Annotated in this window: 9 protein-coding genes; 6 read left to right on the top strand and 3 right to left on the bottom strand. The window is 70.8% G+C overall.

All coding sequences use genetic code 11. From position 1 onward, the window contains the following. Positions 1 to 13: 13 nt before the first annotated feature. Entirely contained in the window at positions 14 to 1,132 is a 1,119-nt protein-coding gene (locus OG257_RS07615) for a lysylphosphatidylglycerol synthase domain-containing protein (RefSeq protein ID WP_329205903.1), read from the bottom strand. 384 nt (positions 1,133 to 1,516) lie between these two features. On the opposite strand from OG257_RS07615, the gene OG257_RS07610 reads away from it, so the two are divergent. Then, positions 1,517 to 3,709, top strand: a complete 2,193-nt coding sequence (locus OG257_RS07610; RefSeq protein WP_329205901.1) for an RICIN domain-containing protein — start codon at positions 1,517 to 1,519, stop codon at positions 3,707 to 3,709. A gap of 12 nt (positions 3,710 to 3,721) precedes the next feature. On the opposite strand, the gene OG257_RS07605 is transcribed toward OG257_RS07610, so the two are convergent. Beyond that, positions 3,722 to 4,483, bottom strand: a complete 762-nt coding sequence (locus OG257_RS07605) for a hypothetical protein (RefSeq protein ID WP_329205899.1) — start codon at positions 4,481 to 4,483, stop codon at positions 3,722 to 3,724. A gap of 186 nt (positions 4,484 to 4,669) precedes the next feature. Here OG257_RS07605 and OG257_RS07600 point away from each other — a divergent pair, with 186 nt between their 5' ends. Next, complete coding sequence (locus OG257_RS07600) at positions 4,670 to 5,026, top strand: hypothetical protein (RefSeq protein WP_329205897.1); 357 nt, start codon at positions 4,670 to 4,672, stop codon at positions 5,024 to 5,026. A gap of 160 nt (positions 5,027 to 5,186) precedes the next feature. Next, positions 5,187 to 6,668: an amidase gene (locus tag OG257_RS07595; RefSeq protein WP_329205896.1), complete on the top strand. Its 1,482-nt coding sequence runs from the start codon at positions 5,187 to 5,189 to the stop codon at positions 6,666 to 6,668. A gap of 51 nt (positions 6,669 to 6,719) precedes the next feature. Here OG257_RS07595 and OG257_RS07590 read toward each other — a convergent pair whose 3' ends face one another. Continuing rightward, positions 6,720 to 7,703, bottom strand: coding sequence for a carboxymuconolactone decarboxylase family protein (locus OG257_RS07590; RefSeq protein WP_329205894.1), 984 nt, complete (start codon positions 7,701 to 7,703; stop codon positions 6,720 to 6,722). A 168-nt stretch (positions 7,704 to 7,871) separates the two neighbouring features. Here OG257_RS07590 and OG257_RS07585 point away from each other — a divergent pair, with 168 nt between their 5' ends. From OG257_RS07585 to OG257_RS07575, 3 genes are all read left to right on the top strand, one after another. Continuing rightward, positions 7,872 to 9,053, top strand: a complete 1,182-nt coding sequence (locus tag OG257_RS07585) for a sensor histidine kinase (protein WP_329205892.1) — start codon at positions 7,872 to 7,874, stop codon at positions 9,051 to 9,053. Then, positions 9,050 to 9,754 carry a response regulator transcription factor gene (locus OG257_RS07580; protein ID WP_329205891.1) on the top strand — a complete coding sequence of 235 codons (705 nt, stop codon included), beginning with the start codon at positions 9,050 to 9,052 and terminating at the stop codon, positions 9,752 to 9,754. The genes OG257_RS07585 and OG257_RS07580 overlap by 4 nt, the downstream gene beginning before the upstream one ends. Before the next feature lie 101 nt (positions 9,755 to 9,855). Next, positions 9,856 to 12,075, top strand: a complete 2,220-nt coding sequence (locus tag OG257_RS07575) for an NADP-dependent isocitrate dehydrogenase (RefSeq protein WP_329205889.1) — start codon at positions 9,856 to 9,858, stop codon at positions 12,073 to 12,075. The last annotated feature ends 340 nt before the right edge of the window (positions 12,076 to 12,415 follow it).

Genomic DNA, 12,415 nt, shown 5'->3' with positions numbered 1-12,415 from the left:
AGCGGTGCCTCAGTCATTGCTCCTCCGAATTCGTCTTCTCAGTCGTCAACAACTGGCGATGCAACGGTGGCGACCCTAGCTGTCCGGAGCTTGGCCGGATCTTGTCCCGGATTCGCGCTGCCCGAACCGGCGCGGCGGGGGAGCCCGCTCGCCGCCGGAGTACCTCGGTCACCGCCAACCCCAGTCCGGCCGTGATGAGTTCGCTCACGGCCACGACCAGTCGGCTGATGACCGCCACCACACCCGCCGCCGGCAGCGGAAGGACCGCGCCGAGCGCGCTCAGCAGGATCACCTCGCGCACCCCCAGACCATCGGGTGTGAAGACCGCGAAGACACCGGCGGCCGCACCGAGGGCGAACGCACCGACGCACAACGGCAGCGAGCGGGCCGGTGGGGCCCCCAGCGCGATCGCCAGGCACCACAGCTGAATTCCGCCGAACAGCCAGGAAAGCATCTGGATCACCACGTTGCGGCGGATGACCCGTCCCGGCAGGGTGATCGCAGGCGGCGGGCGCCGGCGCAGCCTGGCCACCACGGTGGCGGCCTCGTTGACGAGCTGAGGCCGTAGCAGGATCACCGCCAGGGGAACTGCCGACGCGGCCGCCAGCCAGGCCTCCGATCCGCCGAGCACCTGGGGCCCTGCCACCAGCCCGGCCGAGGCCGCGGTCAGGAGCCCGATCACCAGCGTCAGCAGCCACGCCGTGGCGGTCCGGGCAGCCGGTATTCCCATCGCCCGGCCCATCTTCACGCTGAGCACGAACCCGAAGACCTTGCCGGGCATGTACTTGGCGAATTGGCCGACGAAGAAGATGCGGGCCGCACCCACCGCTGTGAGCCCGCCGCCCCCGGCCGTGGGCGCGACATCCGCGTTGACGGCCGACAGCATCGACCACCAGGCGAGCAGGGCCGCCAGCACCGCGACAGCGTTCGCGAGCAGCGCGAGCCCGACCAGAAGCGCAAAGGATCCCGGCGGCCGGCTGCGCATCTCCGTGGCGAGGACGGACCAGTCCTGGCCACGCACGAACATCATCACCGCCACGGCCATGCCCACGAGCAGCACGGTCGTGAACGCTCGCTGGAGGAGTCTGGCCGGACGGGAGCTGCGAACTTGGAGATCCTGGGTGTCCGCCATGTCTCACCGACCCGCATAGTTCGGCTGGATCATGGAACCGACCGTAGGGGAACGGTTCTTGGCAAGTCCTTGGCCCGTCCCTGACGAGTGCTTCCTGGTCCGCGCTGTCGCCGGGCATCCGGCTTCCCCCGCTTCGATCCCGCTTCGACGTCGGTCGGTTCGTCAGTGTGATGACGGTTCTGCCATGTGATTCAAGAAGTGAACGAGCCGCGATGTCAAGACTCTGGTACGGACCATTAATGAACCAGCAGGTGAGGGGAGTTGACGCCCGGTCAGGCATTGAACGGCCTGAATTCACCTTTCGTACGCGCACTCTTGACGCGCTCAGGGAACGGGCCTAACTTCACGGCCTAAAGTAAGCCCCCCACCGCGCAGGAGACACGTATGAGAACTCGGTCCAGACCTCGAGTCACCCCGCTGCTGGCCCTGGGCGGCCTCCTCGCCACGCTCGTCACCACCGCTGTCTCGGCGCCCGCCGCGCAGGCCGCCGCCCTGCCCGACGGATGGGCCACGGTCACCGCGAAGCACAGCGGGAAGTGCGCGGACGCCGCCGCGGCGGGCACCGCCGACGGCACCGCGGTGCAGCAGTACGCCTGCAACGGCAGCACCGCACAGCAGTGGCAGTTCCAGGCGACGAGCGACGGCTACGTCCGCGTGAACAACCGCAACGACGCGTCCAAGAGCTGGGACGTCACCGATGTCTCCACGGCGGACGCGGCGCCGGTGCAGCTGTGGTCGTACTCGGGTGGCGCCAACCAGCAGTGGCTGCCCGTGGAGGAGGCGGGCGGTACCTACCACTTCGTGAACCGCAACAGCGGCAAGTGCCTCGATGTCCCCTCGGCCTCGACTGCCGACAGCACCCGGCTGCAGCAGTACACGTGCAACGGTTCGGCCGCGCAGTCCTTCGGCGTCGACTCCACCGACATCCCGCCGCCCGCAGGTACACCCGATCTCGGCCCGAACGTCACGGTCTTCGACCCGTCGATGACCAAGTCGGCCGTCCAGGGCAAGATCGACCAGGTCTTCGGCCAGCAGGAGGAGAACCAGTTCGGCCCGCAGCGCCAGGCCCTGCTGTTCAAGCCGGGCAGCTACGACGTGGACGCCAACGTCGGCTTCTACACCCAGGTCGCGGGCCTGGGCCTGTCGCCCGACGACGTCACGATCAACGGCGCCGTGCACGCCGAGGCCGACTGGTTCCAGGGCAACGCCACCCAGAACTTCTGGCGGTCCGCCGAGAACCTCTCCGTCAACCCGACCGGCGGCACCGACCGGTGGGCCGTCTCCCAGGCCGCCCCGTACCGCCGCATGCATGTGCGCGGCAACCTCCAGCTCGACGACGGCGGCTGGTCCAGCGGCGGCTTCATGGCCGACTCCAAGATCGACGGCCAGGTGCGGTCCGGCTCCCAGCAGCAGTGGCTCTCACGCAACAGCCAGTGGGGGAGCTGGACCGGATCCAACTGGAACATGGTCTTCGTCGGCGACGTCAACGCCCCGGCGAACTCCTTCCCCAACCCGCCGTACACCACGGTCGCGCAGAGTCCTGTGACCCGTGAGAAGCCCTTCCTGTACGTGGACGGGGCCGGCGCCTACAAAGTGTTCGTGCCCGCTCTTCGTACCAACTCCCAGGGCACGACCTGGGCATCGGGCACCCCCGCCGGGCAGTCGCTCCCGCTGGACCAGTTCTTCGTGGTCAAGCCGGGCGCCACCGCGGCCGCCATCAACGCCGCACTCGCGGCCGGCAAGGACCTGCTGTTCACCCCGGGTGTCTACCACCTCAACCAGACCCTCAACGTGAACCGCGCGAACACCGTCGTCCTCGGCCTCGGCCTCGCCGCCGTGATCCCCGACAACGGAATCACCGCGATGAACGTCGCCGACGTCGACGGCGTCAAGATCGCCGGACTGCTGATCGACGCGGGAACCACCAACTCCCAGACGCTGATGCAGGTCGGCCAGCCGGGCGCCACCGCCCGGCACACCGGCAACCCCATCTCGCTGCACGACGTCTTCTTCCGCATCGGGGGCGCGGCGGTGGGCAAGGCGACCCAGAGCCTCGTCGTCAACAGCTCGGACGTCATCGGCGACCACATGTGGCTGTGGCGGGGCGACCACGGCACCGGCATCGGCTGGAACAGCAACACCGCCGACACCGGGCTCGTCGTCAACGGCACCGACGTCACGATGTACGGCCTGTTCGTCGAGCACTACCAGAAGCACCAGGTCATCTGGAACGGCAACGGCGGGCGCACCTACTTCTTCCAGAACGAGATGCCGTACGACCCGCCCAACCAGGCCGCCTGGACGAACGGTTCGACCCGGGGCTACGACGCCTACAAGGTGTCCCCGTCCGTCACGACACACCAGGCCTGGGGGCTGGGGAGCTACTGCTACTTCAACGTGAACCCCTCGGTGGTGGCCGAACGGGCCTTCGAGGCGCCGGACAACGCGGGCGTCCGCTTCCGCAACATGGTGACGGTCTCCCTCGGCGGCACGGGGACCATCAACCACGTCATCAACAACACGGGAGGACCGTCCAACTCCGGGAGCAACGTGGCCAACCTGGTCGCCTACCCGTAGGAACGGTGCTCCTCAGACGGGCGCGGGTGACTTGCCCAGCAGGGCGCTGACGTCCACCGTGTCCTCCGCCGGCGGTGTGGCCGTGGGCACCGGCTTGTCGAAGCCGGAGAAGTCCACGGCCGCGTCCGCCCCGTTGCCCCGCACGGTGATCCGCACCGGATAGGGCTTGCCCTCGGAGGCCACGTACAGCGTCAGCTCCTGGTCGTCCCCGGTCCTGGTGACGGGGACGGCCCGTACCCCGTCGACCGTCGTGCCGGTGCCCTTGGTGAGCGTCCCCCCGGGCGCGTCGGCGTTGTCCGCGAGCAGTTCGTGGAACGTGTCGAGATCGCAGACCTGCACCACGGTGCGCAGCCTCGGGTCCGAGGTCTCGCCCTTCATGTACCGCCCGGCCAGAATCGCTTCGAAGGTCGTGCCCCCGACCGGGACCTGGTTCTTCCAGAAGTTCGAGTCCGGCTTCAGCCAGACCACGTCGCCACGCTTGACGATCTCGACCGAGCCCTCGTCCTTGCCCAGGTCGATACCGCCCACGCAGTTGCCGTCCTGGTCCAGCGTGAGGTCGACCGTCATGGGGGAACGTCCCTCGCCCATGTCGCCCTCCGAGTGCAGGTGCAGCGACCGGGTGTCCAGAAGTGCGTCACGGGAGCGGTCGGCGATCTCCCGGGCGGGGAGCGACTCGATGTCGTCGTCCGCGTGGGCCACCGCGCCACTCGTCACGGTGAGTACGACCACCGCCGCGCAGGCGGCCGCACGGGCGGTGATGCGCTGTCCGGTCACGGCGCCTCCTCGGAAACAGCCCTGTCCAGGCTTCTTTTCGAGCGTGCGTTCCCCCGAAGCGAGCGTACGCCCGAGACCCTTCGCCCGCGCGGCGGAAGGGTGCACGGAGTGTGAGGTTCGGCGCTGTTTTCGGTTACGGAACGTGGGGGAGAGCTGCCGTGAAGAGCAAGGGATCAAAGGGGAGACATGAAGAAGCTGTCCAAGGGGAACGCCGTCCGCACCCTGCTGCGCGGTGCGGCCGTCACGGGCCTGACCGTGGCGCTGGCCGTTCCGGTGACCGCGGCGGTCGCCGTCGCTCCGGCCGCGGTGCCGCCCGGTCTGTCCTGCGACACCGGGAAGCACGCGATCGACGACTACACGGGGTACGCGCTCTGCCGGAACGACGGATCGGCGCCTCAGACCTTCTGGGTCCATCTGGTCTGCGGCTGGTCCCCGGACGTGGACGGCGAGCACGTCACGCTGAACCCGGGTCAGTCCGGACAGTCGACCGCCCACTGCGCCGGTCTCGGTTCGGGGATCGGCGAGATCCATGTGAGGCCGTAGACCTTCGTACTGTCTGCGCCGCGCGCGGCGCAGACAGTACTTCCCGGCAGGCATGCTTGAGCGGACCCCGCCCCCTCGTTACTCTCCAGTAGGACCGCTCGGGCGGCCCCGGGGCGCACCTCGGGGACCGTGCTCCGGCGGCAGCGAGGAGGCGGCAGCGATGTCTTCGGCAGACCCCGCGGAGCGGACCGGACCGAGCAGGCGGGACGAGCCGGCCGAACCGTCCGGACTCGTCGGCAGCGCACAGGAACTCGCGGACGGCCGGACGACATCCCAGGAGCTCGTCGCCGCCGCGCTCGCGCGCATCGAGGCGAGCCGCGACACCCTCAACGCCTTCCGCCACCTGCGGACCGACGCCGCACTCGCCGAGGCCGCCGAGGCCGACCGGCGGCTCGCGGCCGGTGAACGGCTGCCCCTGCTCGGGGTGCCGGTCGCCGTCAAGGACGACACCGATGTCACCGGCATGCCCACCTACTTCGGCTGCGCGGGCGAACTGCCGCCCGTCACCGCCGACAGCGAGGCGGTCCGCAGGCTCCGCGCGGCCGGGGCCGTCATCGTGGGCAAGACCAACTCCTGCGAGCTGGGCCAGTGGGCCTTCACCGAGGGGCCCGCCTTCGGCGTCACCCGCAACCCGTGGAACACCGCCCACACGCCCGGTGGTTCGTCCGGCGGCTCCGCGGCAGCCGTCGCCGCGGGGCTCGTCCCGGCGGCACTCGGTTCGGACGGCGCCGGCTCCATCCGTATCCCTGCCGCCTGGACCCACCTCGTCGGCATCAAGCCGCAGCGCGGCCGCATCTCCGTCCACCCCAACAGCGACGCCTTCCAAGGCCTCACCGTCAACGGCCCCCTCGCCCGTACGGTTGCCGACGCGGCCCTGCTCCTGGACGCCGCCGCGGGCCCGCACCCCGGCGACCCGCACCGGCCGCCCGCCGTCAGCGCGTCCGCGGCCGCCCGCCGCGACCCCGGCACGCTGCGGATCGGCCTCGCCCTGCAACCCCCGCTCACCCTCACCCGCAACGCACCCCACCCCGAGGTGGTGCGCGCCGTCACCGCACTCGCCGAAGTCCTCGCCCGCCTCGGCCACCACGTCGAGGAGGCCCGCCCCCGCTACGGACTCATCGGCCTCTCCTTCGTCCCCCGCGCCACCGCCGGAATCGCCGAACTCGCAGCCCTGCACCCCGACCCCGCGCTCCTGGACCCGCGCACCCGCAGCGCCCTGCGCACCGGCACCCGCCTCGGCGGCCGGGTGGTCCGGGCGGCCCGGGCCCGCGAGGTGCGCCAGCACCGCCGGATCGGCGCCTTCTTCGACACGGGCAGGAACGGCGGGTACGACGTGCTGCTGACCCCGACCACCGCCGCCCCACCGCCCCGTGTCGGTACCTTCGACCACCTGAGCGCGTGGCGCACCGACCTGGCGATGACCGCGGCATGCCCGTACGCCTGGCCCTGGAACGTCCTCGGCTGGCCCGGCGTCAATGTCCCGGCGGGCTTCACCCGCGACGGCCTGCCCCTCGGTGCCCAGCTGCTCGGCCCCTCCCGCAGCGAGGAACGGCTCGTCTCGCTCGCCGCCCAGCTGGAAGCCGATCAGCGCTGGTACGAGCACCGGCCGCCCAGGGACGAGCTCGGCAGGCCGAGTTCCTGATCACGGGCCCGGTGGCAGGCTCCGCGGGACCGGGCCTCGCGTCGGCGACGCTCATGCCTGCTCCCCGGCGGGCGTCCGCAGGTTGGCCTCGACCCGCTCGACGGCGCACATCGCGCCGAAGGCCACCAGATGGACCAGACAGTGATCGGTGAACGGCGGCACACGCCAGGCCGCCACGTCCTCGTCGGTGATCCGGTACGGGGCGCGCGCCGCGAGCAGAGCGAGCCGGGCGCCCGGCCGCTCCGCCCGGTCGGGCAGCGCGGCGGTCAGGGGCAGGGGCGTGACACCGTCCCAGCCGGCCACCGACTCCCGTACGAACGCGGCGTCCTCGTCGCTCAGAAGGCCCGCACCCAGCTGCGCGGCCGTGCGCAGCGCGCCGTACGCGGTACCCACCGGGGTGTCATCCCCGGCCCACTGCGGCGCGGCGCCGGCCGTGTCGAGCAGCGCGAGGCTGTCGCCCGGCCGCAGTTCGCGGCGCACCGTGCGGGCCAGCGAACGGCCCGCCGTGCTCCGCACCAGCCGGTACTTCTCGGCGCCACCCGGCAGCATCACCTCCGACAACAGGGAGGACACGACGCGGTTGATGAAGTGGAAGGCCAGCGCCGTCCCCACGTACTCGGGTGCCTCCCGCACCGGGAACGGCTGCGGCGTACCCATGTCCTTGCCCCAGGCGAGCAGTCGGCGATGGCCCGGCTCGTCCGGCTCGCCGCCCCGCAGGATCGTCTCGGCCAGCCGGTGATCACCGGTGGCATGCAGCAGCACGGTGTGCGCGTGCACACAGAACGGGCAGCGGTTGGCGAGCGAGACACCCGCCGCCACCACCTCCTTCCCGGTACGTGACGCCTGCCCGGCCAGCAGGGACTCCCGCATCAGGGCCCAGGTGGCGGTGAGCAGCGGAGGGGAGACGGACAGGACGACGAAGGTCGTGGCGTCCTTGATGCCGAAGTCGGTGGCGAGCTGGGCGTAGACGTCGGCCACCACCCCGGTGGCCGACTTCGGAGGTACGGGCGAGGTGTATCGGAAAGGTCCGGTCATGGCGACGATGCTCGTCCCCGCCACCCGCTCCCGTCGTCGTACAGCGGAAGGCAGTCCGGGCTGCGCCGGCCCGACGGGTGGGCGACCGCACTACTCCCCGGGGAGCAGCCCGGACCCCCTCCCGGAGGACGACGCGCCCCCGGCCGTACGGGAGTTAGGGTGCGGCTCATGCGGGTGCAGGGGGACATCGACCGGCGGGCACTCCTGCTGGACACGGCGGGTGCCGCGGTGATCGGCGCGATCGTGATCGCGGCGGCCCGGGCGGCGTCCTCGCCGGACGTCCTCGACCTGCTGCTCGTCGCGGCCGGCTCCCTCGCCCTCGCCGCGCACCGACGGGCACCCCGCACGGTGCTCGCCGTGACCACCCTGAGCATGTTCGCGTACGTCGTCCACGCCCACCCGGGCAGCTGGGTGGCTCTGCCCGTCGTGGTCGCCGTCCACGCCGCGGCGCGCAGCGGACACCGGGCGCAGGCGATCGGGGCCGGGACCTTGTTCCTCCTCGGCTATTTCGTGGTGCTGATCGTCGCCGTACCGGGAGTCCAGGACACCGTCGAGCGGACGCTGCTCCTGCTCGGCTGGTTCCTCTGCGCAGGGGTCACCGGCCTCATCGACAAGAACTGGCAGGCCTACCTGCGCCAGACCGAACAGCGGGCGCTCGACGCCGAACGGACCCGCGAGGAAACCGCGTTGCGCCGAGCAGGAGAGGAACGGCTGCGTATCGCGAGGGAGTTGCACGACTCTCTGACCCATTCGATCTCGATCGTCAAGCTCCAGGCGGGCGTTGCCGTCCACCTCGCCCGCAAACGCGGCACCGAGGTGGAGCCCGCCCTGCTCGCCATCCAGGAGGCCAGCGGCGAGGCGATGCGGGAACTCCGCTCGACGCTGGAGGTGCTGCGCACGGACGTGCTCGACCCCGGCACGGGGCTGGACCGCATCGACGAGCTGGCCGAACGGGCGCGGGCCGCGGGCATCGCCCTCGTGGTCACCGTCGACGGCGTCGAACGGCCTCTTCCGGCCGATATCGGCGGAGCGGCGTACCGCATCGTGCAGGAGGCCCTGACCAATGTGGCCCGGCACGCGGACCGCGCGGAGACCACCGTCCGTCTCCTCTATACGGACTCGGCGCTGGAGCTCCGCGTCGACGACCGGGGACCGTGTCTGCCCGGCGACCGGATCACTCCGGGCACCGGACTGACCGGCATGCGGGAGCGCGTCGCCGCGCTCGGCGGCACCCTTGAGGCCGCGCCCGGTGCACACGGAGGTTTCTCGGTACGTGCCGAGCTGCCCCTGGAGCCAGGGATGCCGACGGAGTCCAGGGTGTCCGTGGAATCCAGGGGTTCCGCAGGATGATCCGCGTGCTGATCGTCGACGACCAGGCCCTCATGCGCGCGGGATTCCGGGCCCTGCTGGAGGCCGAGGAGGGCATCGAGGTCGTCGGGGAGGCTGCCGACGGACGCCGGGGCGTGGAGCTGGTCCGCCGGTACACCCCGGATGTGGTGCTCATCGACGTACAGATGCCCGTGATGACCGGAATCGAGGCGACCCGCGAGATCGCCGCCGACCCCCTGCTGGCCGATGTGCACGTCGTCATCCTGACGAACTACGGCCTCGACGAGTACGTCTTCGACGCCCTGCGCGCCGGGGCCGCCGGATTCCTGCTCAAGGACACCGAGCCGGCCGAGCTCCTGCGGGCCATCGAGGTCGCGGCCCGCGGCGACGCCCTGCTGTCGCCCGCCATCACCCGCCGGCTCATCGGCGCGTTCGTCTCCCGGCCCCCGGACCGTGCCACCGCACCGGGCCTCGAATCCCTCACCCGCCGCGAGCGCGAGGTCACCGCCCTGGCCGCCCGGGGGCTGACCAACGAGGAGATCGCCGCCCACATGGTGATCAGCCCGTTCACGGCCAAGACCCACATCAGCCGCGCCATGATCAAACTGGGCGCCCGCGACCGGGCGCAGCTGGTCGTCTTCGCGTACGAGTCGGGGCTGGTCGAGGCACGCAGGCCGCCGGGGGTGCAGGGGTCCGCGCCGTCCGGGGCCGGACGCGACTGACCGGTTCCGGCCGAAAACGGGGGCGGGCCCCTGTGGAGAGGGGGGCGGGCACGAGATATCTTGATGTCAAGCAATGTTGCAGACGTGGAGCGGAGCACCCGGTGACTGACTCGACCATCATCTATACGCACACCGACGAGGCCCCTGCCCTGGCGACCTACTCGTTCCTGCCCGTCGTCGAGGCCTACGCCTCGACCGCAGGGGTCACGGTGGAGAGCCGCGACATCTCCCTGGCGGGCCGGATCATCGCCAGCTTCCCGGAGCACCTCGAGGCCGGTCAGCGTATCGATGACGCACTCGCCGAGCTCGGCGAGCTGGCCAAGGCTCCCGGCGCCAACATCATCAAGCTGCCCAACGTCTCGGCGTCGATCCCGCAGCTGAAGGCCGCGATCGCGGAGCTGCAGGGGCAGGGCTACGCGCTGCCGGACTACCCGGACGACGCGAAGACCGACGCGGACAAGGACGTCCGCGCGCGCTACGACAAGATCAAGGGCAGTGCGGTCAACCCCGTCCTGCGTGAGGGCAACTCCGACCGCCGGGCCCCCGCCTCGGTCAAGAACTACGCGAAGGCGCACCCGCACCGCATGGGCGCCTGGACGGCCGACTCGAAGACGAACGTCGCCACCATGGGCGTCGACGACTTCCGGTCCACCGAGAAGTCCGCCGTCATCGCCGAGCCCGGCACCCTGCGCATCGAGCTCGTGGGCGACGACGGCACCACCACCGTCCTGCGCGACTCGGTACCCGTCCTGGCGGGCGAGGTCGTCGACGCCGCCGTGATGCGGGTGGCCGCGCTGCGCGAGTTCTTCACCGCGCAGATCGCCAAGGCCAAGGCGGAGGGCGTGCTGTTCTCCGTGCACCTCAAGGCCACGATGATGAAGGTCTCCGACCCGATCATCTTCGGTCACGTGGTGCGCGCGTTCTTCCCGAAGACGTTCGCCGAGTTCGGTGAGGTGCTCGCCGCGGCCGGCCTGACCCCGAACGACGGTCTCGGCGGCATCCTCAAGGGCCTGGAGGCCCTGCCCGAGGGCGCGAAGATCAAGGCGTCCTTCGAGGCCGAGCTCGCCGAGGGCCCCGCCCTGGCGATGGTCGACTCCGACAAGGGCATCACCAACCTGCACGTCCCCAGCGACGTGATCGTCGACGCCTCCATGCCGGCCATGATCCGCACCTCCGGTCACATGTGGGGTCCGGACGGCCAGGAGGCCGACACCCTCGCCGTCCTGCCGGACAGCAGCTACGCGGGCGTCTACCAGGTCGTCATCGACGACTGCCGTGCGAACGGCGCCTACGACCCGGCCACGATGGGCTCGGTGTCCAACGTCGGCCTCATGGCCCAGAAGGCCGAGGAGTACGGCAGCCACGACAAGACCTTCGAGATCCCCACCACGGGTACGGTGCGGGTCCTGGACGCCGCCGGCAACGCGGTGCTGGAGCAGGCCGTCGGCGCCGGCGACATCTTCCGGATGTGCCAGGCCAAGGACCTGCCGATCCAGGACTGGGTCAAGCTCGCCGTCAGCCGCGCCCGCGCGACCGGCAACCCGGCCGTGTTCTGGCTCGACGAGGACCGCGCGCACGACGCCAAGCTCATCGAGAAGGTCCGTACGTACCTCGCCGACCACGACACCGACGGTCTCCAGATCGAGATCATGTCGCCGGTGAAGGCCACCGCGTTCTCCCTGGAGCGCATCCGCCGCGGCGAGGACACCGTGTCGGTCACCGGCAACGTACTGCGTGACTACCTCACCGACCTCTTCCCGATCCTCGAGCTGGGCACCAGCGCGAAGATGCTCTCCGTCGTTCCGCTCATGAACGGCGGCGGACTGTTCGAGACGGGCGCCGGCGGCTCCGCGCCGAAGCACGTCCAGCAGCTCGTCAAGGAGAACTACCTGCGCTGGGACAGCCTGGGTGAGTTCCTCGCCCTCGCGGTCAGCTTCGAGCACCTCGCGCAGACCACGGACAACGCCCGCGCCCAGGTCCTCGCCGACACGCTGGACCGTGCGACGGCCACGTTCCTCAACGAGGACAAGTCGCCCAGCCGCAGGCTCGGCGGCATCGACAACCGCGGCAGCCACTTCTACCTGGCGCTCTACTGGGCGCAGGAGCTGGCGCAGCAGACCGCGGACGCCAAGCTCGCCGAGGCGTTCTCCACGCTGGCCAAGACGCTGGCCGAGCAGGAGCAGACGATCGTCGACGAGCTGATCGCCGTACAGGGCTCGCCGGTCGACATCGGCGGCTACTACCAGCCCGACCCGGCGAAGGCCGCGGCCGTCATGCGTCCGTCGGCCACGTTCAACGAGGCCATCGCGACGCTGGGCTAGATCCGGCACCGCGCTCCGGGAAGCCCCCTGGAAGCGCAAGCACCGCCCCGGCAGGCACCCGCCTGCCGGGGCGGTCTGCGTTGTGGCCGGGGGTCCGAGGGCGCCCGGGTCGGCTCTCCACGTGGAGTGCGGACCTGAACCTCAACACCGAGGAAAGTGCAGGGTGTTGGGAATCGGACCCTCGTGGGGCGGGTCGCGGTCCGGAGAATTCGGCCGACGATGACGAAGTTCATGTTCTCGAACGATGACCACCCTTGTGAATTTCTGCGGCGTCCTTCCCGCGGTGATCGGTCCGTCCGGGGCGTGTCGACCGGGAAGACCTGCGGCTGGAGTGCCGGGC

Origin of the sequence: Streptomyces sp. NBC_00683, from assembly GCF_036226745.1 — a bacterium.
In the GTDB taxonomy this organism is placed as follows: Bacteria; Actinomycetota; Actinomycetes; order Streptomycetales; family Streptomycetaceae; genus Streptomyces.
Note: the sequence above shows the minus strand (reverse complement) of the source record. Positions and strands in the feature narration are given on the sequence as shown.

Bases quoted from the DNA above. Each gene is read 5' to 3' on its own strand.
- OG257_RS07590 (WP_329205894.1), bottom strand. From the start codon at position 7,703: ATGACCGGACCTTTCCGATACACCTCGCCCGTACCTCCGAAGTCGGCC.
- OG257_RS07585 (WP_329205892.1), top strand. From the start codon at position 7,872: ATGCGGGTGCAGGGGGACATCGACCGGCGGGCACTCCTGCTGGACACG.
- OG257_RS07610 (WP_329205901.1), top strand. From the start codon at position 1,517: ATGAGAACTCGGTCCAGACCTCGAGTCACCCCGCTGCTGGCCCTGGGC.
- OG257_RS07615 (WP_329205903.1), bottom strand. From the start codon at position 1,132: ATGGCGGACACCCAGGATCTCCAAGTTCGCAGCTCCCGTCCGGCCAGA.
- OG257_RS07600 (WP_329205897.1), top strand. From the start codon at position 4,670: ATGAAGAAGCTGTCCAAGGGGAACGCCGTCCGCACCCTGCTGCGCGGT.
- OG257_RS07580 (WP_329205891.1), top strand. From the start codon at position 9,050: ATGATCCGCGTGCTGATCGTCGACGACCAGGCCCTCATGCGCGCGGGA.
- OG257_RS07595 (WP_329205896.1), top strand. From the start codon at position 5,187: ATGTCTTCGGCAGACCCCGCGGAGCGGACCGGACCGAGCAGGCGGGAC.